Raw genomic sequence first — 24772 nt, 5'->3', positions numbered from 1 at the left:
TTGCCTGCGATGACAAGTCGCAGTGGCGCGGCGCCTGCGCCGTGCAAGGCGCAGAGCACGGTGTTTAGGCAGGGCGCTTGGGGAGGGCGCCCTGCGGCGGGCCATCAAACGGCCTGCAGCGCCTGCTCCAGATCGGCGATCAGGTCGTCGATGTGCTCGATGCCGATGCACAGGCGCACGGTTTCTTCCTTGACGCCGGTTTGGGCCAGCTCCTGGGCCGAGAGCTGGCGGTGCGTGGTGCTGGCCGGGTGGGTGGCCAGCGATTTGGTGTCGCCGATGTTGACCAGGCGCGTGAACAGCTGCAGTGCGTCAAGAAACCGCTCGCCCGCTGCGCGGCCGCCGCGCACGCCAAAGGTCATCACGCCAGAGGCTTGACCGCCCAGGTACTTCTGCGCAAGCGCGTGGTCGGGGTGGCCGGGCAGGCCGGCATAGCCGACCCATTGCACCTTGGGGTGCTGCTGCAGGTATTGCGCCACGGCCAGCGTGTTGCTGCAGATGCGCTCCATGCGCAGGCCCAGGGTCTCGATGCCTTGCAGGATCAAAAAGGCGTTGAATGGCGAGAGCGCGGCGCCCATGTTGCGCAGCGGCACGACGCGCGCGCGGCCGATGTAGGCTGCCGGGCCCAGCGCCTCGGTGTAGGTCACGCCGTGGTAGCTCACATCCGGCTCGTTCAGGCGCTTGAAGCGCTCCTTGTGCTCGGCCCAGGGAAAGCGCCCGGAGTCGATGATGGCCCCGCCGAGGCTGGTGCCATGGCCGCCCAGGTATTTGGTCAGCGAGTGCACGACGATGTCGGCGCCGTGTTCGAAGGGGCGCAGCAGATAGGGCGTGGCCACGGTGTTGTCAACGATCAAGGGCACGCCGTGGCGGTGTGCGAGCTCGGCCAGCGCGGCGATGTCGGTGACATTGCCCAGTGGGTTGCCGATGGATTCGACGTACAAGGCTTTGGTGCGCGCGTCGAACAGGCCCTCGAAGCTGCGCAGATCGGCCGTATCGCCAAAGCGCGTGCCAATGCCCAGCTGTGGCAGGGTGTGGGCCAGCAGGTTGTAGGTGCCGCCATACAGCGCGCTGGCCGAGACGATGTTGTCGCCGGCCTCGGCAATGGTCTGGATGGCATAGGTGATGGCCGCCTGTCCCGAGGCCAGCGCCAGCGCGCCGACGCCGCCTTCGAGCGCTGCCAGGCGCTTTTCCAGCACATCGGTGGTCGGGTTCATGATGCGCGTGTAGATGTTGCCCTGCACCTTCAAGTCGAACAGATCCGCGCCATGCTGCGCGTTGTCAAAGGCATAGGCCACAGTCTGATAGATGGGCACTGCCACCGATTTGGTGCTGGGATCGGGCGTGTAGCCGCCGTGCACGGCAATGGTTTGCAGCTTCCAGTGGGCGGCGCGCTCGGCGGATGTGGCCTGCGTTTCGGATGGTATGTGGCTTTCGGGCATGGTGAGTTCCTTGGAGTTTGGTGGCTGGGCCAGACCTTTCGGCTCTGGCAGGGCGCCGCGCAGCTTAGCCGCTTTGCTGCAGGGCAACAAATAACAATGCGGCATGAGCATATGTGCGCACCATTGCTGTGTGTTTGTGTCGCTGGCACCAGCGGCTGCGGTCAGCGGTGGTAGATTGGCGCGCCTTGCGCGGCCTGGCAGCGTGCGTTGCTGCCCGCGCTGTGTGCTGTTTATTGCTTGAACGATTGAAAGCGCCCCATGACTGTTTCCCGCGACCGCCTGCTCGATGCCTTTGCCCAGGTTCTCGACCCCGATGCCTTCGACGACTATGGCCCCAATGGCCTGCAGGTCGAGGGAAAGCCGCAAATTGGCAAGATCGTCAGCGGCGTGACGGCCAGCGCGGCTTTCATCGATGCGGCCATCGCCGCTGGCGCCGATGCCATCGTCGTGCACCATGGCCTGTTCTGGCGCGGCATGGACGGCACGGTCACCGGCTGGATGAAGCAGCGCCTGCAGCGCTTGCTGGCGCACGACATCAATGTGCTGGCCTACCATCTGCCGCTCGACGCCCACCCAGAGTGGGGCAACAACGCCCAGTTGGGTTTGCACATGGGCTGGGGAGCGGGCGCGCCGCTGCGCGAGAAATCGCTGGTGTTTTGTGCAGACCTGGCCACGCCCTATGCCAATGGCCAGGCCCTGGCCGATCAGTTGCAGCACAGGCTGGGCCGCACGCCCATTTGCATCGACGCGGGGCGTAGCATCCGCACCCTGGCCTGGTGCACGGGCGGTGCGCAAGGCTATTTCCAAAAAGCCATTGATGCGGGGGTCGATGCCTTCGTCACTGGCGAGATCTCCGAACCTCAGGCCCACCTGGCCCGCGAATGCGGCGTGAGCTTCATTGCTGCAGGCCATCACGCCACCGAGCGTTATGGAATGCCGGCGCTGGCAGGCCACATTGCCGGCCAGCTGGGCTTGGAGCATGAGTTCATCGAAATCGACAACCCGGCGTAAGGCCCTGCGCTCTGCCCTGTGGGCGCATTGCTCCAGGGCATGAAAAAAGCGCTCTTGGCAGAGCGCTTTTTTTGTTGTGCCGGCTTGGCCCTGGGGATCAGCGGCGCAGGCTGTCGCGGATTTCGCGCAGCAGCACGATGTCTTCGGGGGTGGCTGCGGGCTCTGGCGGGGCGCTGCGCTTGAGGCGGTTGATCTGCTTGATCATCAGGAAAATGATGAAGGCCAGGATCAGGAAGTTCAGCGCAATGGTGATGAAGTTGCCGTAGGCCAGCACGGGCACGCCAGCGGCGCGGTAGGCTTCGAGCGAGGGAGCTGTCCCGGGGGGAACTTCGCCGAGGGTGATGAACAGGTTGGAGAAATCCAGCTTGCCAAATGCCAAACCGACAACAGGCATGATCAAATCGCCAACGATGGAGTCGACGATCTTGCCGAATGCACCGCCGATGATGACGCCCACGGCCAGGTCAATGACATTGCCTTTGATGGCAAATTCGCGAAATTCCTTGAAGAAGCTCATGCAAATATCCTCTCTTTAATGATGATGATGGGCGCCATTGTTGTGCGGCGTTTTGGCGATGGTTGCATGAGAATGGAAACAGCTTGTTCAGCCGCCTTTGAGCAGGCGGCAGCCAATTGCGCTGGGCCATTGCGCTACGGGCCTGGTTTCTGACAAGGCCGCAAGCGAAGCGTTTTTGCCTGTGATGGCTGCAAATGAGAAGATTTTCTGCCGCAAAGACGGGACTTGACTGCAGGCAGCAGGGTTTGGGTTGGACGGCGGGGCGCTGCCTGGCTCAGGGCTGGGCGGTGTGGGTGCTGAAGCGCACTGTTACAAAAAACGCCCTGCGACGCGGAGGCACTGAACGGCCTTGCGCTTGCTGCCGCCTCCGCTGTAGTGCCGGCCCCGGCTTGAAATCGCCAGCATGAATTTTGTATGATGCCGCGTTGCCCTGGGGGGGCGCTGCGTGGCTTGCTGCAGCAGGGCAAGCGGGTGTGCATGCGCAGCGGCTCAGCCCCTGGCTCGGCGCTGATTTTTTTGAGGAATTCCCACCAATGATGGTCTTGTATTCGGGCACCACCTGCCCGTTCTCCCACCGCTGCCGCTTTGTCCTGTTTGAAAAGGGCATGGACTTCGAAATCCGCGACGTGGACTTGTTCAACAAGCCCGACGACATCGGTGTGATGAACCCCTACGGGCAGGTGCCGATTCTGGTCGAGCGCGAGCTGATCCTGTATGAGTCCAACATCATCAATGAGTACATTGACGAGCGCTTCCCGCATCCGCAGCTGATGCCGGGCGACCCTGTGGACCGGGCCCGCGTGCGTCTGTTCCTGCTCAATTTCGAGAAAGAGCTTTTCGTGCACGTGAGCACGCTGGAGTCTGGCGATGCCAAGGCCAAGGACAAGGCGCGCGCCCACATCCGCGATCGCCTGACGCAGCTGGCGCCCAACTTCCTCAAGAACAAATACATGCTGGGCGAGAACTTCTCGATGCTGGACGTGGCCATTGCCCCGCTGCTGTGGCGTCTGGAGCACTATGGCATTGAGCTCAGCCGCAATGCTGCGCCGTTGCTCAAGTACGCCGAGCGCCTGTTCTCCCGCCCGGCCTATATCGAGGCCTTGACGCCTTCGGAAAAGGTCATGCGCCGCTGAAAGCGCAGTCTTTGGTCTTGCCCTGAGGCGCATTGCCTTTTTGCCTGCTGCGTTGTGCGTGAAAACATCGCTGCGCGCCAGGCCTTCTCCCGCCGCTGTATCGGCCAGCGGCACCATGCCCACTGGTCGACTGGTTGCTGCCGCCATGAGCTCTTCTGACGACGATACTCCCCTGCCTTCGACGCAGCCCTATCTGCTACGCGCGCTGCACGAATGGTGCACCGACAACGGGCTGACGCCCTTTCTGGCCGTCAAGGTCGATGGCTCGGTGCGCGTGCCGCCCGAGTTCGTGCGCAATGGAGAGATCGTGCTCAACATCAGCTACGACGCCACCTCCAAGCTGCAGCTGGGCAACGACTACATTGAATTCCAGGCGCGCTTTGGCGGCGTGCTGCGCCACATCCTCGTGCCGGTGCACCGCGTCATGGCCATTTATGCGCGGGAAAACGGCCAGGGAATGGCGTTTGCCGTGCCCGATACCGTGCTGACATCCAGCGGCCCAGAGCTGGGCCAGGGCCAATGCGATGCCGTGGCCGATGACGCACCCGCTGCCCAGCAGCCCCAGCAGCCCCAGCAGGCAGCCACCCCGCCAGCGGCTGCGCCGCGCCCGGTGCTGCGCGCCGTGCCGTCGCCAGCACAGTCTGCGCCGCCCACCAGCGGCGAACATGGGCCTGACGATGACGAGCCGCCCCCGCCCAGCGCCCCCGGCCCGGCCGGCAAGCGCCCGGCACTGCGGCGCATCAAATGATGCCCCGGGCAGTCCGCATGGCGCGGCCAACGCGCCGCAGCAAGCTTGGGGCGCTGCTGTTTGCCGCCGGCGCAGCCGCCAGTGCGCTGGCCTGGGCGCAGCCGGAGGGCGCAGCTGCATCCAATGAAGCGCCGCTGCTGCCCGGCGACAGCGTGGTGCCGTTGATGGAGGTGCCGCTCTCGCCGCAGCAGCCCGCTCAGAACGCAGCGGCAACAGCCCGGACGGACAAGTCGCAGGCCGCATCCGCTGCTGCCGCGCCGCCCCAGCGTCTGGATAAGTTGCAGCACACGCGCGTGCTGTGCGATGCGGCGCTGCAGCGCATGGCGCAGATGCAGATTGCTGCCGCCTTTGAGTTGCTGGCGCCGCACTGGCCGCTGCCCGAACGCGAGCTGGCGCAGCTGGCGGCCGAGACAGAAGGGCAGTTTCGTCAGCTGCTGGCCGGCGGCGGCAAGATCCTGGGCCACGAATGGGTGCGCAGCCGCCTGGGCGGCAAAAGCGTGGTGCAGCACCTGTATTTGCTCAAGCTGCAGCACCACGGCCTGCGCGTGGCCTGCACCTTTTACAAGCCGCAGGCGCAGTGGCAGGTGCATACGGTGTTCTGGGATGAGCAGCTCGAGAGTCTGCTGGAGCCTTGAGCCTTGCCCTGCCAGGTGCCGTTGCCCTGTTGCCGCCCGCCTGTGTGCCGGCTCTTTTTTGATCCCCTTTGCGCATGCTGAAAATTCTGCTTTGCAATGACGATGGCTATCTGGCCCCGGGCATCGTGGCGCTGCACGAGGCCTTGAGCGCTCTGCCCGATGTGCGCGTCGATGTCGTGGCGCCCGAGCACAACAACAGTGCCAAATCCAATGCCTTGACGCTGAATGCGCCGCTTTACGTTCATGATGCGCCGATGGGTTTTCGTTACGTCAATGGCACACCGGCCGATTGCGTACACATTGCCTTGACGGGCCTGCTCGATTACCGGCCTGATCTGGTGGTCTCCGGCATCAACAACGGCGCCAACATGGGCGACGACACCATCTACTCGGGCACTGTGGGCGCGGCGATGGAGGGTTATCTGTTCGGTATTCCAGCCATTGCACTGTCGCAGGTGGACAAGGGCTGGGCCCATCTGGAAAGCGCCGCCCAGGCGGCTGCTCTGTTGGTGGCGCAACTGCGCCAGCAGCAGCTCATCGGCCAGATGCCTTGGCTGCTCAACGTCAACATCCCCAATCTGCCGCTGAATTCCTTGGGGCCCTTGCGCTGGTGCCGGTTGGGGCGGCGCCATGCGGCCGAGCGCGTGATCCGCCAGCAGAACCCGCGTGGCGAGACCATGTACTGGATCGGCGCCTCCGGCGCAGCCAGCGACGCCAGCGAGGGCACGGACTTCCACGCCACGGCCCAGGGCCATGTGGCCGTTACGCCGCTGCAGGTGGATTTGAGCGACCACGCGCAGCTGCAGGCGTGGCAGGGTCGGCTGAATGTGCCGGGTTTTGGCGCCGCAGCCTGGCAGCAGATGGGGGTGTGATGCAGAAGAAAGCCCGCTTTCCGGCCCAGGTGCTGCCAGCGCCCGCAGCATCGCCAGCGCGCGTGGCCGCGCCCGGCGCGCTGGGCCGGCCGGCCGCTGCTTCCGTGCGCAGCAGCATGGCGCAGCCTGCGCTGACCACGTCAGCGGCCGGCTGGCGTCAACCCCAACCTGCAGCGGCGGCCGACGCCTCCAGCCAGCAGGGCGCGCGCGAGCGCATGGTCAAGCGCCTGGCGACGCTGCCAGGCATGCACCCGCAGGTGCTTGAGGCCATGCGCCAGGTGCCGCGCCATGCCTTCATCGACTCCGCGTTGGGCGGCAAGGCCTACGACGAGAACAGCCTGCCGATCGGCTTTGGGCAGACCATCTCCAAGCCCTCGGTCGTGGCGCGGATGCTCTCGCTGCTGCTGTCCACGGCATCTGGAGGCGATCGCATTGCAGGGCGTGTGCTGGAGATAGGCACTGGCTGCGGCTACCAAGCGGCCGTGCTCAGCCAAATCGCTTCAGAGGTCTATTCCATTGAGCGCCTGCGTGGCCTGCACGAGCGGGCCCGCCACAATCTGCGGCCCATGCGCGTGGCCAATCTGCACCTGCTCTTTGGCGACGGCATGGCCGGTTATGCCAGCGGCGCGCCGTATGCGGCCATCGTCTCCGCAGCAGGCGGCGATGCCATCCCGCAGGCCTGGGTCGAGCAGCTGGCCATGGGGGGGCGCATCATCGCCCCCACTGTGGCTCAAGGCGGGGCACAAGTGCTGATGGTGCTGGACAAAACACCAGCCGGCGTGCGGCAGCAGGCCCTGGAGGCCGTACACTTCGTTCCATTAAAATCCGGCGTTTCATAACACGGGCTGGGGATGCTTTGCACAAATCGCAGCGCTGTGCGCACTGCGGCTCGGGCAGTCTGCAGAGCCCGCAAATCCTCGCGATACTCTCTGGTGTCGCTGGGGTTAGCGCCTGGCATCCCATCCTGATCCGCAGCGCACGCAGCTGCTGGATCCGTGCAGAACATCCTTAGGGAAGATTCGATGATGCAATTGCAAAAACCATGGTTTGGTGCAGGCAGCGCAATCGCTGCCTGTTTGCTGGTGGCTGGCTGTTCCAGCGTCTCGCTCAATCAGGCGCCCGTCGAAGACCGCGCTGGCGTGGGGGAAGTGGGCAGCGTGGCGCCCATCGTGCCTGCCCCGCCGGGCCACTACACCGTCAAGCCTGGCGATACCCTGATCCGCATCGGCTTGGAGACTGGCCAGAGCTGGAAGGACATTGCCGCCTGGAATCAACTGGCCAATGCCGATGTGATCGAAGTCGGCCAGGTGCTGCGCGTGGTGCCGCCGGGCGCCGTGCCGCCAGCGGCGGGCGCGGGCAATGCCGGCGGATCGGCCGTGGCCCCGGTTGCAGTGGCTGGCGGCGCTACTGGCGCGCCCAGCGGCGGTGGCGTGGAAGTGCGCCCCATCCCGCCGGCAGGCTCGGCCTCCGAGCCCCCGGCTGTGCGCAGCAATACCCCCATCCCCACCGTGACGGCCGGCACACCGCCGGCGGCCCCGGCAGGCGGCATTCAACTGGCCTGGCCGGCCAACGGCCCGCTGCTGGCGGGTTTCAACGAGACCACCAACAAGGGCTACGACATCGGCGGCAAAGCCGGCGATCCCGTCGTTGCAGCAGCCGATGGCCATGTGGTCTACGCTGGCGCGGGCCTGCGCGGCTACGGCAACCTCATCATCCTCAAGCACAACGACGAGTACCTGACGGCGTATGCGCACAACCGCGTGCTGCTGGTCAAGGAAGACCAGCGCGTTTCGCGTGGGCAGAAGATTGCTGAAATGGGCAATACCGATGCCGATCGCGTCAAGCTGCACTTCGAAGTGCGCCGTCAGGGCAAGCCCGTCAACCCTGCAGGCTATCTGCCCAAGCGCTGAGGCTTGCCTGCCTGATGCCGTGCCCCTGCCCGATCGGCGGTCGGGGGGCACGGCATTTCGCGCCTTGGTATGAGCGATCTGGAATCCTTGCAGGGCGCGGCGCAGCCCGAATTTGATCTGAGCGGCGAGCTGCGCGAGCAGCCCGTGGCCGCAGCGCTGCATGGCGCGCGGCTGGACAAGGCGCTGCTGGAGCTGGCGCCGGAGTTCTCCCGCAGCCATTTGCAGCAACTCATCCGCAGCGGCCAGGTCTGGCTGGATGGCGCGGCGGCCATCAAGCCTGCACAGAAAGTGGCCGTGGGCCAATGCCTGCGCGTGGAGCTGCAGCCCACGGAACAAAGCCAGGCCTTCGTGCCCGAGCCCATGGCGCTGGACATCGTTTACGAAGACCAGGCGCTGCTGGTGCTCAACAAACCGGCCGGGCTGGTCGTGCACCCGGCCGCAGGCCACTGGCGCGGCACCTTGCTCAATGGCCTGTTGGCCCATGCCCCGGTGTTTGCAACGCTGCCGCGCGCGGGCATCGTGCACCGTCTGGACAAGGACACCAGCGGCCTGATGGTCGTGGCCAAAAGCCTGCCAGCGGCCACGGCGTTGGTGGCGCAGATTGCACAGCGCGCCGTGGCGCGCCGTTACCTGGCCGTGGCCCATGCTGGCCCAGGCGCCTGCGCCTGGCCCGAGGCCGGACAGGCGCTGCGCGTCGATGCGCCCATCGGGCGCGACCCGCAGCAGCGCTTGCGCATGGCGGTGGTCGATCTGCAGCGCCACCCTGGCAAGCCAGCGCAGACCGACATACGCCTGCTGGCGCGGCAGGGCGGTTTTGCGCTGCTGCACTGCGCCCTGCACACTGGCCGCACGCACCAGATCCGCGTGCATGCCAAGCATCTGGGCTGGCCTTTGGTGGGCGATGCCACTTATGGTGGTCAGGCTCACCCGGCCATTGCCAGGCAAGCCCTGCACGCTTGGCAGCTGGCCTTGGCGCATCCGCTGCATGGCCAGCCGCTGCGCTTTTGCGCCGCGCCGCCGCAGGATATGCAGCAGCTGCTGCAGGCCCTGCAACTGCCCTGGCCAGAGGTCGTTGAAGCTGAGCTGCCTGGCGTTGGCCAGTTCGCCGACAATCGCTGATGCGCGGCAGAGGCCGGCGCGTTGCGCCCTGGCCTGCGCCTTTCTCCCTATTTGCTGTGATTCATGAACTCTGTGCCAGCCCGTCCTGTCGATCCGATCTCCGTACTGGAGGCGGCCTTGCTGTGCGCCCCGGCACCGATGGCCATGCCCAGCCTGCAGGCCTTGTTCGAGGAGCCGCCGGACGCAGCGCAAATCCAGGCCTGGCTTGAGCAGCTGCAAATCGACTGGGCGCACCGTGGGCTGGAGCTGGTGCAGGTCGCCAGTGGCTGGCGCTTCCAAAGCCGCGCGAATGTGCTGCCGTTTCTGGCCCGGCTCGAGCCTGAGCGCACGCCACGCTACTCGCGTGCGGCGATGGAAATCCTGGCGGTGATTGCCTACCGCCAGCCCGTCACGCGCGGCGACATCGAGGAAATCCGCGGCGTGGCCGTCAACAGCCAGATCATCAAGCAGCTGGAGGAACGCGGCTGGATCGAAGTCATCGGTCACCGCGAATCCGTCGGTCGCCCGGCGCTGTTTGCCACCACCGGCCAGTTCCTGGATGACCTGGGCCTGGCCTCGCTGCGCGACCTGCCCGAAATCGATGCCGTCAGCGAAGCCACGTTGCAGCAGCTGGGCCTGGGCCCTGCCACTGCGCCAGCTGGCAGTGGCGAAAGCAGTGCAGCTGAGTCCGCAGCGCTTTCAACCCAGGAAACAACCAAAGACACAGACGAAGCGCCGATTGACGCGGCATTGGAAAAAGCGCCAGCAGCCACTGCTGAAGCCGAGCCGCCAGCGCCAGCCGAGCAGCCGCCCCAGGACTTGCATCAGGAGCCATCGTCGCTACAGACTGAGGGCTTGCCCGATGCGCAGCAGGCCGATGCCGATGATGTGATTGACGGCATGACCGCCATTGCGCCCGCCGAGCAATCGGGGCCTCCGGAGTTGCCTCAACGACCACAGTCTTCGTGAGCGCCAAGCCCCTGCGGGCAAACCCCAGAATTCCACGGCCCAGCCCTCGAATAGGGCAGGGCGCCCAGCCCAGCGAAAGCACCACCATGCAAGCCAAGAAACCTTCCCGCAATGCAGCAAGCCGCAAGCCCGGCACAGGCCGGGGCGGGCCGCCAGCGCCCTCCACCCCCGCGCCCCGCCCACGCCGCAGCCCGCGCCAGGGCGCAGCGCCTGAGGCCGCGCCAGCCAGCCCCGTCGCCACCGGGCAGCGCCAGGCGCACAAGCGCGTGCTGCAGCCCGATGCCCAGCAGCCCAAGCTGCACAAGCTGCTGGCGCAGGCCGGCGTAGGCTCGCGCCTGGAGATGGAGGCGCTGATCGCCCAGGGGCGTATCACCGTCAATGACCAGCCCGCGCATGTTGGCCAGCGTGTGCAGCATGGCGACCAGATCAAGATCAACGGCAAGCCCCTGCGCCTGCGCGTGGCCCCGCCCGCAGTGCGGGTGCTGGCCTACCACAAGGTGGCCGGGGAAATGGTCACGCGCGAAGACCCGCAAAACCGCCCGACCGTATTCCGCAAGCTGCCACACCTGGCGCATGGCAAGTGGCAGGCCGTGGGCCGGCTGGATCTGAACACCGAAGGCCTGCTGCTGTTGACCAACTCGGGCGACTTGGCCAACCGGCTCATGCACCCGCGCTACGGGCTGGAGCGCGAGTACGCCGTGCGCATCCTGGGCGCTTTGAGCGACAGCGAGCGCCAGCAGCTGCTCGACGGCGTGATGCTCGAGGACGGCCATGCCGCCTTCGGCAGCATCCAGGACGGCGGCGGCGAAGGTGTCAACCAGTGGTACAAGGTCACCATCAGCGAAGGCCGCAACCGAGAAGTGCGCCGCATGATGGAGGCCGTCGGCCATGCCGTCAGCCGCCTGATCCGCGTGCGCTATGGCAGCGTGGTGCTGATGCGCGGCCTGCGCCGCGGCATGTGGCTGGAGTTGCCCGAGCGCGACGTGGCGCGCCTGATGGAGGAGGCCGACATGCCCCGGCCGCAGGCCAGCGCACCGGGCCAGCGCGGCGCAGGCCGCAGTGCCCCGCCCGACCGCAGCCGCGGCCGCAACAAGCCCTCAGGCCCAGCGGCGCCGCGCAGCCGGGGCGCTGGCAGTGCGCGCGCGCCACAGACCGCGCCGCGCGGCAAGCCCAAATCCGCGCAGGGCTACATCGGCGCCGATGGGCTGGGGGCGATGGTTGGGCGCCGTGGCGGCAAAGGCCGGCCAGGCGCGGCAGGCCGCGGCCCGGGCCGCCGGGGGCGTTGAGCGTTTGCGTTCATGCAGGCGGGGCTGCTGCCCAGTGCGAGCGCCATGAAGATGGCGTGCGGTGGCTGCCGCTTGTGGCCATTGTGGGGGCCGAGGCTGGAATGAGCGCCCAGCGGCGCAGTCACTTTCTTTTTTGAACAAAGAAAGTGACCAAAGAAAAAGGCCTTGCTGCCTGCGACCCCTTCGCTTCGCTGCTGCGCACAGGGGTAGGCCGTCTCCCCCGGGCCGCCGCTTTGCGCGGCCCTTTTCAGAGCCTGTTCAAAGTCTCTGCACGGCGGCCAAGAGAGCGGATTTGGGCGGCCTGCGGCGTTGCAAGGCCTGGCCATAGCGGGGGCTATGGCTGCGTTTTGCGCCTTGCAGCCCACCCCAAACCGCTTCTTGCCCGCTCGTGCCGAGACTTTGAACAGGCTCTCAGATCCAGCCCACTCGCGCCAAGGTCGTGGACAACGACTCAAGGCTTGAGTCCGCCGCCCAGGGCCTTGTAGAGATCGGCCAGGTTCTCCAGCTGTGTGAGTTGGTTGGCCAGCAGCGCCATGTTGGCGGCGTAGCTGCTGCGCTCGGCGTCGAGCAGGTCCAGCGCGCTGGCCACGCCGTGCTGGTAGCGCAGGCGCACCAATTGCAGGGCCTGCTCGTAGGCCTGGCTTTGGCGGGTGTTGGCGGCGTGGCGCTGCTGGAGCTGTTCGCGCGCCACCAGGGCGTTGGCCACGTCACGAAAGGCCGCTTGCACGGCGGCTTCGTAGTTCACGATCTGGGCCTGCTGACGCACTTTGGCGGCATCGAGGTTGGCTTGCAGGCTGCCCCAGTTGAAGATGGGCAGTGTGATCGCCGGCGCAAAGCTCCAGGTGTGGTTGCCGCCGCCGAACAGGCCGCTCAGCTCGTTGGAGCCGGTGCCTACGCTGCTGGTCAGGCGGATGCTGGGGAAGAAGGCCGCGCGCGCTGCGCCGATCTGGGCATTGGCCTGCTTCAGGGCGAATTCGGCGGCGCGGATGTCGGGCCGGTTCAGCAGCACTTCGGAGCTCAGCCCAGCGGGCAGGCGCTCGATCTTGAACTGCTGCGCCAGCGGCAGGCCTTCGGGCAAGTCCTCGGGCAGCGGTTGGTTGATGAGCATGGCCAGGGCGTTGAGCGCCTGCTGGCGTGCCTGCACGGCGCCAGCGTAGTCGGCCTTGGCCGATTCGATCAGCGCCTCTTGCTGGCGCAGATCCAGTGCGGAGACCACGCCTGAGCGATGCTTGAGCTGCGTGAGCTCGTAGGTTTGCTCGCGCGTGGTGAGCACGCTTTGGGCCAGCGCCATGGCCTGCTGGGCATAGCGCTCGTTGAAGTAGGCCTTGGCCACGGCGGCCACCAGCGCCAGATGGGCGCTATCGCGGCTGGCGGCGCTGCCCAGATAGGCCTGCAGCGCCGCTTCGCTGGCGCTGCGCAGTTTGCCGAACAGGTCGATTTCGTAGGCCGTGATGCCCAGGCCCACGCTGTAGGACGAGGCCACGTAGGCCGCGCCACTGGGGCTGAGGTCTTGGGCCATGCGCGCGCGCGAGCCGCCGGCGCTGGCGCCCAGGGCCGGCAGTTGGTCGGCGCGCGCAATCATGTACTGCTGGCGCACGGCCTCGGCATTGAGCGCGGCGCGGCGCAGATCGGTGTTGCGCGCCAAGGCCAGCTCGATCAATCGGTGCAGGCGCGCATCGGCAAAGTAGTCTTTCCAGCCCAGCGATGCGGCCTGGATGGCGGGTTGATCCTGCGGCGCTGGCGTGTCGTAGGCAAAGTGCTGAGGCACGCTCACAGCAGGCTGCTCATAGGCGGGGATCATGGCGCAGGCAGACAGCGCGGCTGCGGCCAATGTCGCCAGAGCTGGGCGCAGCAGGCGGCGCTGCCGGGGGCGCGGGGGGCAGGGCGGGGCAGGGCGGTTCGGGTTCATGGGGCATTCTCCTCTTGATCAGGCGGCGGCATGGGGCGTGTGCTGTGTGGCGGTGGCATCGGCCACCACGGCCGCGGCCTCGCCCCCATCCGTGCCGGTGCATGGCTTGCCGCCCTTGAAGAGCTTGCGCACGACGACATAGAACATCGGCACGAAGAACACCGACAGCAAGGTGCCCACCAACATGCCCCACAGCACGGGCGTGCCGATGGCGCGCTGGCTGGCGGCGCTGGCGCCGCTGGCCAGATACAGCGGCACCACGCCCAGGATGAAGGCCAGCGAGGTCATCAAAATGGGCCTGAAGCGCAGGTGCGCGGCTTCCAGTGCAGCCTCCAGCGCGCTGCGGCCGGCTTGCTGCAAGTCTTTGGCGAACTCGATGATGAGGATGGCATTTTTGGCCGACAGGCCAATGACCGTGATCAGGCCGACCTGGAAGTAAATGTCGTTGAGGTAGGTTGGGGGCAGGCCGAAGAGCTGGGCATTGAACCAGTTGCGCCCCAGCGCGCCCAGCACCACGCCCAGAAAGCCCAGCGGCACCACCAGGATCACCGCCAGCGGGATGGACCAGCTCTCATACAAAGCGGCCAGCGCCAGGAACACGGCCAGGATGGCAAAGCCGTACAGCAGCATGGTTTGCGTGCTGCCCTTGGCCTCCTCGCGCGATTGGCCGGCCCACTCCAGGCTGAAGCCGGGCATTTCGTCCACCAGGCGTTGCACCTCGGCCATCAAATCGCCCGAGGAATAGCCCGAGCCAGGCCGGGCCGCGCCTTCGAGCTTCATGGCCGGATAGCCGTTGAAGCGCACGCTTTGCTGCATGCCCTTTTGCCAACTGGCGCTGGCGATGGTGGCCAGCGGCACGGCCTGGCCGGCGCTGTTGGGCACGGTCAGCGCCAGGATGTCCTCGGGTTGCATGCGCGCCGTGGCTTCGGCCTGCACGATGACGCGCTGCAAGCGGCCGTTGTTGGGAAAGTCGTTGACGTAGGACGAGCCCAGCGCCGTGGCCAGCACGCTGCGGATGCTGGCGAAGTCGATGCCCTGCGCGGCAGCGGCCTCGCGGTTGATCTCGATCTTCACCTGCGGCGCGTCCTCCAGGCCGGAGGCGCGCGTTTGGCTGGGGTCGAACATGGGGTTCTGGCGCAGTTTGCCCAGCAGCTCATTGCGCTTGGCCAGCAGGGCCTCGTGGCCGGCGTTGCTGCGGTCTTGCAGGTACATCTCAAAGCCCGAGCTGTTGCCCAGCTCGAAGATGGCCGGCGGGTTGATGACCAGCGCAAAGCCATCGCTGACGCTGCCCATCAGCGCGCCGGTGAACTTGCCCGCCACCGAGGCAGCGTCGCTGCCGGGCGCGGTGCGCTGCTGCCAGTCGGTCAGGGTCAGAAAGCCCATGCCCATGTTCTGCGCCGCGCCAGCGAAGCTGAAGCCGGAGACGCCCACAAAGTTTTGCACTTCCGGCAGCTGGTTGGCGATCTGACTGGCCACGGCCAGCGTGGCGTCGGTGCGCTCCTTGGTCGCGCCCGAGGGCAGTTGCACGATCATCATCAGCGAGCCTTGGTCTTCCTCGGGCAGGAAGGAGGTGGGCAGGCGCGTGAACATCCACGCCGCGCCAGCGGCCAGCGCCAAATACACCACCATCAGGCTGGCCGAGCGGCGCAGCAGCCGCGCCACCACGCCTTCATAGCCGCGGTTGAGCTTGCTGAAGTTGCGGTTGAACCAGCCGAAAAAGCCGCGCTTTTCCATGTGGTGGCCCTTGGCCACGGGCTTGAGCAAGGTGGCCGCCAGCGCGGGCGTGAGCGACAGCGCCAGAAAGGCCGAGAAGGCAATGGCCAGCGCCATGGTCAGTGCGAACTGGCGGTAGATGTTGCCCGTGGCGCCGCTGAACATGGCCAGCGGCACGAACACCGAGATCAGCACCGCCGTGATGCCGATCACCGCGCCGGAGATCTGGCCCATGGCCTTGCGCGTGGCCTGCAGGGGCGGCAGCCCCTCCTCGCTCATGATGCGCTCGACGTTTTCCACCACCACGATGGCGTCGTCCACCACGATGCCGATCACCAGCACCATGGCAAACATGGTCAGCACGTTGATGGACAGGCCCAGATACCAGATGCCCGCAAACGCCCCCATCAGCGAGATGGGCACGACGATGGTGGGAATCAGCGTGTAGCGGATGTTCTGCAGGAAGATGAACATCACGATGAACACCAGCACGATGGCTTCGAGCAAGGTCTTGACCACCGCCTCGATGGAGAGCTTGACGAAGGTGGAGGTGTCATACGGGGCCGACCATTGCAGATCAGCGGGGAAGAACTTTTGCAGCTCCTCCATCTTCGCACGCACTGCCTGGGCCGTGGCCATGGCATTGCCGCTGTTGGAGAGCATCACCGCCATGCCCACGGCCGATTGGCCGTTGAGGGTGGTGGAAGATCCATAACTCTGGCTGCCCAGCTCGATGCGCGCCACGTCCTTCAAATACACATTGGCCCCGCCCGTGGTGGAGCGCAGCATGATGTTGCCGAACTGCTCGGGCGTGCGCAACTGCCCGTCCACGGCCACGGTGGCCGTGATGGTCTGGCCCTGGGCCACGGGCTGCTCGCCAATGGCGCCAGCGGAGATCTGCGCGTTCTGCGCGCCGATGGCCGCCGTCACGTTGGCAAACGAGAGGTTGTAGTTTTGCAGCTTGGCCGGATCGACCCAGACGCGCATGGCCCGCTCGGAGCCAAACAGCCGCGCCTCGCCCACGCCGTCGATGCGCTGGATGGCGGGCTTGATGTTGCGCTCGATGTAGTCGGAGACCTCCTCGCTGCCCATGGTTTGCGAGGACATCATCAGCACCATCAGGAAGTTCGAGCGCGACTTGTTCACCCGCACGCCGTTTTGCTGCACGGTGGCGGGCAGCAAAGCCGTGACTTCGGAGAGCTTGTTCTGCACGCTCACCTGCGCCAGGTCTTCGTCGGTCTCGGGCGTGAAGGTCAGGCTGACCGAGCCCGTGCCGTCCGCCGTGGCGCTGGTGCTCATGTAATCCAGCCCTTCCAGGCCGTTCATGTTGCGCTCGATCACGGCCAGCACGCTGTCCTCCATCACCTGGGCCGAAGCGCCAGGATAGGCGGCCGACAAGGTGATGGTGGGCGCGCCCACGGCCGGGTATTGCGACACCGGCAGATTGCGGATGCCGATCACGCCCGCAATGACGATGAAAATCGAAATGACCCACGCAAAAATGGGCCGATTGATGAAAAACTGGGCCATGCAAGCTCCTGGTTCTGAACGGGGGCGGTATGGCCTGTTTACTGCGCGGCGCTGCCGGGCTTGGCCGCTGCGTCTGCGCCAGCCGGGGCGGCGCCTGAGTTGCTGCCAGGGGCAGCGCCCGCTGCGGGCGCTGCGGGCGCTGCTGCGCCGGGGGGCGTCCACTCGCGCGTTTGCACCTGCTTGGCGCCGCTCATGCCCGCAATCATGGTGCCATCGACGATCACCTTGTCCCCATCCTGCAGGCCGCCGGTGACGATCCAATACGCGCCCTGCTGGCCGCCCACCGTCACCATGCGCGGCTGCATTTGGCCTTGCTCATCGACGATCAGCGCCACATCCTGCTTGCCGCGCGTGATGGCCTGCTGCGGCACCAGGAAGGCATTGCCGATGTCGCCCTGGGGCAGGCCCACGCGCACGTACAGGCCGGGCAGCAGCACGTTGTCGGGGTTGGGGATTTCCGCGCGCAGCGTTACCTGGCCGGTCGATTCATTGACAGTCAAATCGGCAAACAGCAAGCGGCCCTTGTGCGGGTACTCCTTGCCGTTTTCAAACTTGATGCTCACCTGCATCGCCCCATCGACCAACTGACGCTTGCCATCGGCAACGTCCTGCTTGAGCTGCATCACCTCGTTGGCCGACTGCGTCACGTTCACGTACATCGGGTGGGTTTGCTGGATGGTGGCCAGCTTGTTGGCGTCACCGGCCGTCACCAGCGCCCCTTCGGAGACGTAGGACTGACCGATGTAGCCCGAAATCGGCGCCGTGATGCGCGAATAGTTCACATTGATCTGCGCCGACTTGATCGCCGCATGGGCCGCCTTCACGCTGGCCTCGGCCGAGCGCTGCGTGGCCACGGCTGAGTCGTACTCCTGCTGGCTGATGGCATTGGCCGCCACCAGCGGCTTGTAGCGCAGCAAATCGGCCTTGGCCTTGGCCAGCGTCGCCTGGGCCGAAGCCAGTTGCGCGCGGGCGCTCTCCAGCGCCGCCACGTAGGGCGCGTCATCGAGCTGGTACAGCGCTTGCCCGGCCTTGACGTAGCTGCCCTCTTTGAACAGGCGCTTTTGGATGATGCCGCCCACGCGCGGCCGCACATCGGCCACGCGATGCGCAGCCAGGCGACCGGGCAAATCGGTGTGGGTGCCCACCGATTGCGCACGCACCGTCACCACGCGCACCTCGGGCAATGGGGCCTGCTGCGCTTGTTGCTGTGCGGGCGTTTCGTTGGCCTGGCTATCGCTGCAGGCGCTCAGGCCCAAAGTACTGGCGGCGGCCAGCGCCAGCCAGCATGTGCGCCGCACGGTGGCATGAAACGGTGTCAGAGAAATCGCCATGTGGAAGTCCTGTTCTTGTGGGGATGTGCGATGTGGCGGGGCTGGGGCAGAGCCTGTGTGTTCAGAGCCTGTGCTCCAAGCCGCTGCGTGTCGTCAGTCAAGATAGCGGATTGGGGCGCCCTGCGGCGTTGCGCCTTGCGACAGCCCATTCAAAGCCACGGTTTGCCCGCTCGCGCCGAGATTTTGAGCAGGTTTTCAGGCCAGGCGCGAGCAGGCTCCGATCGGGCAAGGCGAATTATATACATGCATGAATGGATGTTTAAATCGTTCGATACGGCTTTGCCAAAAATATACATACATTCATGAATTTATAATCCCGCCTCGCAGCAGCCAAGAGCCCTTGCAGCACGGCCTGCAAGGGCCGCTGCAGAACCCCCGCGTTTTGAAACTCTCTACATGCGCAGAACCAAAGCCCAGGCCCAGGAAACCCGCGACCAGCTGATGCGCGCCGCGCTGGACGTGTTCGACCAACGCGGCGTCTCGCGCGCCTCGCTCAATGAAATTGCGCAATGCGCCGGCGTGACGCGTGGCGCGCTGTACTGGCACTTCAAGAACAAGGAGGACTTGTTCGATGCGCTGTTCCAGCACATTTTTGAAGACCTCAGCCACAGCTTGGCAGAGGACATCCGCAACCAGGCGCCGGACATGCTGCAAAGCCTGCGCCAGGCGCTGCTGAACAACTTCGAGCGCATTGAGCACAATGCGCAGCACCATAAGTTCTGCCGCATTCTCTACCTCAAGTGTGAGCACACCGAGGACAATGCCGCCATTTTGGGCGTGATGGATCGCTATCAGGACATGTGGCGCGAACAAATCCACAGCGCATTGCGCCTGTGCGTGCAACAGCAGCGCTTGCCGCAGGCGCTGGACATTGCGCTGGCGGCGGTGTATCTCAAGTCGGTGGTGTTTGGCCTGATCGAGCTTTGGCTGATCCGGCCCGAGCAGCTCGACCTGGGGCGCACTGCCCCGCGCATCGTGGATGCGGCGCTGCACGCACTGCAGCACACCCCGTTTCTGCAAACCACCCAGACCGGCTGAACAGGTTCAGCCTCGCCCCCCCAACCTCGCCCCATTTCCGCATGCCTGCCCCCTTGCCCCCCCCAAACGCACACCCCCCCTTGTTGCCGTCGCGCCCGCGCGGCCTGGCCTATGCCTGGGCGGCGCTGCGCTCCTGGCTGCATCTGCTGCTGATGGGCGCCACCATGGTGCCCTATGCCTTGGTGCTGCTGGTGGTTGCGCTTTTCGTGCGTGGCGAGCCCATTTACCGCATTGGCGTGGCCTGGCTGGATGTGTGTGTGCGCAGCGCCCGCTGGCTGCTGGGCATTCGCCACCGTGTGCGAGGCATGGAACATTTGCCAGCCTATGACAAGGCCCAACAAGGGCAGATGCCCAAGGTTGTGGTGTTGGCCAAGCACCAATCCACCTACGAAACCTTTTTGCTGCCGCTGGTGCTGCGCCACGTCGTGCTGTCCTACGTCTTCAAGAAGGAATTGCTGGCCATCCCCTTCTTCGGCTGGGGCATTGGCCGCATGGACATGGTGCACATCGACCGCGAGCAGGGCATCCGCGCCTTCCGCAAGGTGCTGGCCCAGGGACAGCGGGTCATGGCGCTGGGCAACTGGGTCATCATGTTCCCCGAAGGCACGCGCGTGCCGCGCGGTCAGGCTGGCGATTACAAGGCCAGCGGCGCGCGGCTGGCGGTGGATACGGGCGCGCTGGTGGTGCCGGTGGCCGTGGCCTCGGCGCGTTGCTGGGCGCCGCGCGCCATCGTCAAATACCCCGGTACGGTGGATGTGTCCATCGGCCCGCCCATCAGCACCGAGGGCAAGAGCGCGCCACAGGTCATGGCCGAGGTGGAGCAATGGATCGAGGCTGAGATGCGCCGCATCGATCCGCAGGCCTATCCGGCCCAAGACCAGGCTCTGACTGGGCATGGCGCGTCCGATGCAGCAGGCTGAGCTGGCGCTGCCTCAGTCACAACAGCCCACAGGCGCGGCCAGCGCGCTGTGGCGGCACCCGCAGGCCAATCGCCACGTCGTGCTGCAGCATGGCGGCCAGGCGCTGTACGTGGCCTACCACTGGCAGGGGGCCCAGCGGCGCAGCGTGGGCATGCGCGTGAGCGCACAGGGCCTGCAGGTGCGCGCGCCGCACTGGCTGGGGGTGGCACAGCTCGAAGCCATCCTGCAAGGGCGGGCGCGCTGGCTCATCGGCCAATGGCAGGCCTTGCAGAAGATGGGGCAAGACGGCCCTCCGGGCGCTGGCGCAGCGGCGGTCTGGGCCGAGGGCTGTGGCCTGGTCTGGCAAGGCCAGCTGCTGCGCATTGCCCTGGGCCTGGCCGGGCGGCGCGCGCTGCTGCAACCCCTGGCCCAGCCCGTGGCATTGGCCAGTGGCGCGCGCATTGCCGGGCGCGCGGCCTGGTTGGGCCATGCCAGGCAAGAGGGCGATGAGGCCTGCCAGGCCGGGCAGCTGTTGCACCTGCCGCTGCGCCGTGATGCCAGCGCCAGCGCCATCGCCCAGGCGGCCCAGCACTGGCTGCGCGCGCAGGCCATGGCGCAATTGCAGCAGCGCTGCGCGCATTTCGCGCCACTGATGGGGGTGAGCCCCCGCCGCCTGGCGCTGACCAACGCCCAGACCCGCTGGGGCAGCGCCAGCGCCAGCGGGGACATCCGCCTGCATTGGCGGCTGGCGCAGTGCGCGCCGCAGCTGTTCGATTACGTGCTGGTGCACGAGCTGGCGCACCTGCACGAGATGAACCACGGCCCGCGCTTCTGGGCCTGGGTCGAGCGCATCCAGCCCGACTATGCCCAGCACCGCGCCCAATTGCGGCAACTGCGCTTTGAGCCTTGGGAGGTGCAGGCCTGAAGGCGGCCAATCTTGGGGGGAGGCAAGTAGCCTGAGAGGGGCGTGGCCAAAGGCGAGAGCCTGTTGCAAGCCTTGGCGCGAGCGGGCAGCAAGCGGTTGGGGATGGGCGGCAAGGCGCACAGCACAGCCATAAACGCAGCCATAGCGGGGGCTATGGCAAGGCGTTTGCAACGCCGCAGACCGCCCAAATCCGCTTGATGGCCCGCCGTGCCGAGGCTTGCAGCAGGCTCTTCTACAGCATCTGGCACAAAAAGGCCCGGCTGCGCTCGTGCTGCGGGTTGGCGAAGAACTGCGCCGAGGGGGCGTTTTCCAGGATCTGGCCCTGGTCCATGAACACCACGCGGCCAGCCACTTCACGCGCAAAGCCCATTTCGTGCGTCACCACCAGCATGGTCATGTGCTCCTGGGCCAGGGCGCGCATGGTGCGCAGCACTTCGACGGTGAGCTCTGGGTCCAGCGCAGAGGTGGGCTCATCGAACAGCATGATCTGCGGCTCCATGGCCAGCGCGCGGGCGATGGCCACGCGCTGCTTTTGCCCGCCCGAGAGCCGGCCGGGGTAGTTGTCGCGCTTGGCCAGCAGGCCCACCTTGGTCAGCAGCGCCTCGGCCTGGGCGATGGCCGCATCGCGCGCCAGGCCTTTGACCGTCACCGGCGCCTCGATGATGTTTTCCAGCACCGTCATGTGCGGAAACAGATTGAAGCTCTGGAACACCATGCCCATCTTGCGGCAAATGCGGCGCAGCTGCGCATCGGGCGCATAGCGCACCTGGCCAGTGGCGGCATCGGTCTCGGCCAGGGCCTCGCCCTCGATGTGGATGCTGCCCGCGTCGATGGTTTCAAGGTGGTTCAGACAGCGCAAAAATGTGCTCTTGCCCGAGCCCGAGGGGCCAATGACGGCCACCACCTCGCCCTGCGCCAGATCCAGCGAAACGCCGTCGAGCACGCGGTGCGCACCAAATGATTTGCCCAGGCCTTGGGCGCGGATCATGGTTTGGGGCTGGGGCTTACTGGTCGTAGCGGGCATAGTGTCGCTCCAGGCGCTGGAACAGCCAGGTCAGCACCAAGGTCATCAGCAGATAGAAGATGGCGGCCACCACGAAGGCGGTGGTGTTGAAGTCACGCTGCACGATCAGGCGCGCCGCGCGCAGCAGATCGTTGAGCGCCAGCACGTAGATCAGCGAGGTGTCCTTGACCAGGGTGATGGTCTCGTTGCTCATCGGCGGCAGGATGTGGCGCACCATCTGCGGCAGCACGATGCGGCGCATGGTTTGGGTGTAGTTCAGCCCCAGCACCTTGGCGCCCTCGTACTGGCCGCGATCCACCGATTGGATGCCCGAGCGAAAGATTTCAGCGAAATAGGCCGCGTAGTTCAGCACGAAGGCAACGACGGCGGTGGGAAAGTCCGGCAGGGTGATGCCCATGCCCGGCAGTGCAAAGTAGATGAAGAAAATTTGCAGCAGCAGCGGCGTGCCGCGCATCAGCCAGATGTAGCCGTTGACCAATGCGCTCAACGGCCCCAGGCGTGAGACACGCGCCAGCGCCAGCAGCAGTCCCAGCGGGATGGCCAGTGACAGCGTGATGGCAAACAGCGTCAGTGTCACTTGCAGGCCATCCCACAGGGCCGGCAGCATCGAGAGGACGTAGTTCATGACAAAGGGGCAAGAGGAATGTCGGCGCGCAAGGCCGCTGGGGCCGCTGGGCCGCACCCGGGTACGGCAATGGGCCTGCTGCGATGCCAGCAAGGCCCAAAAAGAAGCCGCTTTTCGCGCCGTGCCGCCACAGGCGGCGCAAGGCGCGAAAAGCGGTGGGTTTGCGGCAGCGGGCGAGTATCAAACGTGTGCCCGCCGCTGCCCGCGCGGCTTACTTGATGACGTTGGCGCCGAACCACTTCTCGGAGATCTTCTGTGCCGTGCCGTCCTTCTTCATCTCGGCCAGCGTGGCGTCGACTTTCTGCAGCAGCTCGGCGTCGTCCTTGCGCATGCCCACGCCGTAGTCCTCGGTGCCGAAGTTGTCCTCCAGCACGCGGAAATCATTGGCGCGCTTGGCCACGTAGTAGCGACCCACGACCTCATCGACCACCACGGCATCGAGGCGGCCTGTGCCCAGGTCCATCAGCGCGGTGATGTTGTCGGCAAAGGTCTTGAGCTGCTTGAAGCTCTTGGCCACGTCCGCTTCCTTGTTGATGGCCTCGACGGCGCTGCTGCCTTCCTGCGCGCCCACCACCTTGCCGGCCAGGCCGGCCTTGTTGGTGATGTCGGACTTGGCGCCCACGACGATGATCTGGTGGTTTTCCATGTAGGGGGCGGTAAAGCCGATGTGCTTCTTGCGCTCCTCGGTGATGGTCAGGCCGTTCCACAGCACGTCCACGCGCTTGCTGTTGAGCTCGGCCTCCTTGGCGCCCCAGTCGATGGGGCGGAACTCGGCCTTGACGTTCATGCGCTTGGCCACTTCGCGGGCCATGTCGATGTCGAAGCCGACGATCTCGTTCTTCTCATCGCGAAAGCCCATGGGCGGGAAGTTGTCGTCCAGGCCCACGACGATGGTGCCTGCGTTGGCCTCGGCCTTGGCGGTTTCAGCAGCGGCATGGCCATGGGCCACCAGCAAAGAAGCAACAACGGGGGCGAGCAAAAGTTTTTTCAGGTTCAACATCGAAGTACCCAAGGCAATGAAAGAAAAAGTCCAAAAGACACAAAAACAGCGCGTCAGCAGTGCGGCCGCCGCGCGCAAGAGCGCGATTGTCACCTGTGTTGGCGGTGATTTCAACCAAACCGGGCCCCATCATGGCAAATCGGCGGCGCTGGCGATGGCGTGCTGCAGGCGAGGCAGGGCCTGTTGCAGCATTTGCTCGGCGGTGAGCTGGTCGCTGTGCAGCACCTGGCGGCTGGGCATGCTGCGCAGCCAGGTCATTTGCCGCTTGGCCAGTTGGCGGGTGGCGGCTTCGGCCTGCGCGACCCAGGCATCTGCCGGCAGTTGACCATCGAGCATCTGCCAGGCCTGGCGATAGCCCACGGCGCGCATGGATGGCAGCTGCGCATGCAGCAGCGGGTTGGCGCGCAACGCGCGCACCTCGTCCAGAAAGCCATCCTGCAGCATCTGCGCAAAGCGCTGCGCCACGCGCTGGTGCAGCCAGGCGCGCTCGGCAGGCTCTACCGACAGCATGCGTTGCGCAATCCAGTCCGCCAGGCCAGGCTGCGCCTGCCGGGCGCGCTGCTGCAGCTGCGACAGCGGCTGGCCGGTGAGCTGCCAGACCTCCAGCGCGCGCTGGATGCGCTGGGCATCGCGCGGCGCCAGGCGCGCGGCCGTGGCCGGATCGACCTGGGCCAGCCAGGCATGCAGCGCCGGCCAGCCCTGGCGCTGCGCGCGCGCTTCCAGCTCGGCGCGCACGGCGGCATCGGCCGGGGGCAGTGCGTCCAGACCGTGCAGCAGGGCTTGCAAATACATCAGCGTGCCGCCCACCAGCAGCGGGAAGGCGCCGCGCGCCAGGATTTGGTCGATGCAATGCTGGCAATCGCTCAGGAACTCGGCCACGCTGTAGCTGTGCTGCGGCGCGCGGATGTCGATCAGATGGTGCGGCACCTGGGCACGCTCGGCCCGCGTAGGTTTGGCCGTGCCGATGTCCATGCCCTGATAGACCAGCGCCGAATCGACGCTAACGATCTCCAGCTGCTGCGTAGGCGCAAGCGCTTGCGCCAGGGCCAGGGCCAGAGCGGATTTGCCGCTGGCCGTGGGCCCGGTGAGAATGAAAAACGGCCTGTCGAGCAGGCCGTTGTGCTGGATGTCCGCCATCGGTATGGGGCTCCTGTTGTGCCACA

The 24772-nt window shown here is 66.1% G+C and carries 22 protein-coding genes; 13 read left to right on the top strand and 9 right to left on the bottom strand.

Annotation, left to right across the window (positions count from 1 at the left end):
* Positions 1 to 104: 104 nt before the first annotated feature.
* Positions 105 to 1436, bottom strand: coding sequence for an O-acetylhomoserine aminocarboxypropyltransferase/cysteine synthase family protein (locus CLI93_RS10890; protein ID WP_095995897.1), 1332 nt, complete (start codon positions 1434 to 1436; stop codon positions 105 to 107).
* 258 nt (positions 1437 to 1694) lie between these two features.
* Here CLI93_RS10890 and CLI93_RS10885 point away from each other — a divergent pair, with 258 nt between their 5' ends.
* Positions 1695 to 2447, top strand: a complete 753-nt coding sequence (locus CLI93_RS10885) for a Nif3-like dinuclear metal center hexameric protein (RefSeq protein WP_095995883.1) — start codon at positions 1695 to 1697, stop codon at positions 2445 to 2447.
* A 97-nt stretch (positions 2448 to 2544) separates the two neighbouring features.
* On the opposite strand, the gene mscL is transcribed toward CLI93_RS10885, so the two are convergent.
* Entirely contained in the window at positions 2545 to 2964 is a 420-nt protein-coding gene (gene mscL / locus CLI93_RS10880) for a large conductance mechanosensitive channel protein MscL (protein ID WP_095542613.1), read from the bottom strand.
* A gap of 533 nt (positions 2965 to 3497) precedes the next feature.
* Between mscL and CLI93_RS10875 the strand changes: the two genes are divergently transcribed.
* From CLI93_RS10875 to CLI93_RS10835, 9 genes are all read left to right on the top strand, one after another.
* Positions 3498 to 4097, top strand: a complete 600-nt coding sequence (locus CLI93_RS10875) for a glutathione S-transferase N-terminal domain-containing protein (RefSeq protein WP_095539459.1) — start codon at positions 3498 to 3500, stop codon at positions 4095 to 4097.
* Between the two features lie 145 nt (positions 4098 to 4242).
* Positions 4243 to 4845 carry a ClpXP protease specificity-enhancing factor gene (locus CLI93_RS10870; protein ID WP_095542614.1) on the top strand — a complete coding sequence of 201 codons (603 nt, stop codon included), beginning with the start codon at positions 4243 to 4245 and terminating at the stop codon, positions 4843 to 4845.
* A complete protein-coding gene (locus tag CLI93_RS10865; RefSeq protein ID WP_143327006.1) occupies positions 4845 to 5480 on the top strand; it encodes a hypothetical protein in 636 nt (211 codons plus the stop codon). Before CLI93_RS10870 ends, CLI93_RS10865 begins: the two co-directional genes overlap by 1 nt.
* 77 nt (positions 5481 to 5557) lie before the next feature.
* On the top strand, positions 5558 to 6352 hold the full coding sequence (surE, locus tag CLI93_RS10860; RefSeq protein ID WP_095542626.1) for a 5'/3'-nucleotidase SurE: 795 nt from the start codon (positions 5558 to 5560) through the stop codon (positions 6350 to 6352).
* The gene (locus tag CLI93_RS10855) at positions 6352 to 7191 is read left to right on the top strand and encodes a protein-L-isoaspartate(D-aspartate) O-methyltransferase (RefSeq protein WP_095542616.1); all 840 of its coding nucleotides are present in this window, start codon (positions 6352 to 6354) and stop codon (positions 7189 to 7191) included. The genes surE and CLI93_RS10855 overlap by 1 nt, the downstream gene beginning before the upstream one ends.
* A gap of 186 nt (positions 7192 to 7377) precedes the next feature.
* The gene (locus tag CLI93_RS10850; RefSeq protein ID WP_095542627.1) at positions 7378 to 8262 is read left to right on the top strand and encodes a peptidoglycan DD-metalloendopeptidase family protein; all 885 of its coding nucleotides are present in this window, start codon (positions 7378 to 7380) and stop codon (positions 8260 to 8262) included.
* A 69-nt stretch (positions 8263 to 8331) separates the two neighbouring features.
* The gene (locus CLI93_RS10845) at positions 8332 to 9381 is read left to right on the top strand and encodes an RluA family pseudouridine synthase (RefSeq protein WP_095542617.1); all 1050 of its coding nucleotides are present in this window, start codon (positions 8332 to 8334) and stop codon (positions 9379 to 9381) included.
* Between the two features lie 63 nt (positions 9382 to 9444).
* Positions 9445 to 10329, top strand: coding sequence for an SMC-Scp complex subunit ScpB (gene scpB, locus CLI93_RS10840; RefSeq protein ID WP_095542618.1), 885 nt, complete (start codon positions 9445 to 9447; stop codon positions 10327 to 10329).
* An 86-nt stretch (positions 10330 to 10415) separates the two neighbouring features.
* Positions 10416 to 11615 (top strand): pseudouridine synthase, encoded by a 1200-nt coding sequence (locus CLI93_RS10835; protein ID WP_095995882.1) that lies wholly within the window; start codon positions 10416 to 10418, stop codon positions 11613 to 11615.
* 451 nt (positions 11616 to 12066) lie between these two features.
* Here the strand turns inward: CLI93_RS10835 and CLI93_RS10830 are convergent, their stop codons facing one another.
* Genes CLI93_RS10830 through CLI93_RS10820 form a run of 3 tightly spaced genes read right to left on the bottom strand, consistent with a single transcriptional unit; the run spans position 12067 to position 18098 of the window.
* A complete protein-coding gene (locus tag CLI93_RS10830; RefSeq protein ID WP_095543541.1) occupies positions 12067 to 13524 on the bottom strand; it encodes an efflux transporter outer membrane subunit in 1458 nt (485 codons plus the stop codon).
* Between the two features lie 18 nt (positions 13525 to 13542).
* Positions 13543 to 16767: an efflux RND transporter permease subunit gene (locus CLI93_RS10825; protein WP_095543540.1), complete on the bottom strand. Its 3225-nt coding sequence runs from the start codon at positions 16765 to 16767 to the stop codon at positions 13543 to 13545.
* Between the two features lie 38 nt (positions 16768 to 16805).
* Positions 16806 to 18098: an efflux RND transporter periplasmic adaptor subunit gene (locus CLI93_RS10820; protein ID WP_095543539.1), complete on the bottom strand. Its 1293-nt coding sequence runs from the start codon at positions 18096 to 18098 to the stop codon at positions 16806 to 16808.
* Positions 18099 to 18494: 396 nt separating this feature from the next.
* Between CLI93_RS10820 and mtrR the strand changes: the two genes are divergently transcribed.
* From mtrR to CLI93_RS10805, 3 genes are all read left to right on the top strand, one after another.
* On the top strand, positions 18495 to 19136 hold the full coding sequence (mtrR, locus tag CLI93_RS10815; protein WP_095543538.1) for a multidrug efflux system transcriptional repressor MtrR: 642 nt from the start codon (positions 18495 to 18497) through the stop codon (positions 19134 to 19136).
* Between the two features lie 152 nt (positions 19137 to 19288).
* Entirely contained in the window at positions 19289 to 20056 is a 768-nt protein-coding gene (locus CLI93_RS10810; protein WP_095543545.1) for a lysophospholipid acyltransferase family protein, read from the top strand.
* On the top strand, positions 20031 to 20960 hold the full coding sequence (locus CLI93_RS10805; RefSeq protein ID WP_095543537.1) for a M48 family metallopeptidase: 930 nt from the start codon (positions 20031 to 20033) through the stop codon (positions 20958 to 20960). The genes CLI93_RS10810 and CLI93_RS10805 overlap by 26 nt, the downstream gene beginning before the upstream one ends.
* Before the next feature lie 232 nt (positions 20961 to 21192).
* Here CLI93_RS10805 and CLI93_RS10800 read toward each other — a convergent pair whose 3' ends face one another.
* From CLI93_RS10800 to miaA, 4 genes are all read right to left on the bottom strand, one after another.
* Entirely contained in the window at positions 21193 to 21948 is a 756-nt protein-coding gene (locus CLI93_RS10800; protein WP_095543536.1) for an amino acid ABC transporter ATP-binding protein, read from the bottom strand.
* A gap of 16 nt (positions 21949 to 21964) precedes the next feature.
* Positions 21965 to 22609, bottom strand: a complete 645-nt coding sequence (locus tag CLI93_RS10795; RefSeq protein WP_095543535.1) for an amino acid ABC transporter permease — start codon at positions 22607 to 22609, stop codon at positions 21965 to 21967.
* Positions 22610 to 22820: 211 nt separating this feature from the next.
* Positions 22821 to 23600 (bottom strand): amino acid ABC transporter substrate-binding protein, encoded by a 780-nt coding sequence (locus CLI93_RS10790; protein ID WP_238944970.1) that lies wholly within the window; start codon positions 23598 to 23600, stop codon positions 22821 to 22823.
* A 138-nt stretch (positions 23601 to 23738) separates the two neighbouring features.
* A complete protein-coding gene (miaA, locus tag CLI93_RS10785) occupies positions 23739 to 24746 on the bottom strand; it encodes a tRNA (adenosine(37)-N6)-dimethylallyltransferase MiaA (protein ID WP_095543533.1) in 1008 nt (335 codons plus the stop codon).
* Positions 24747 to 24772: the final 26 nt, after the last annotated feature.

Source organism: Vandammella animalimorsus (assembly GCF_002288875.1).
In the GTDB taxonomy this organism is placed as follows: Bacteria; Pseudomonadota; Gammaproteobacteria; order Burkholderiales; family Burkholderiaceae_C; genus Lampropedia; species Lampropedia animalimorsus.
This window is presented reverse-complemented; position numbering and strand designations above follow the sequence as displayed.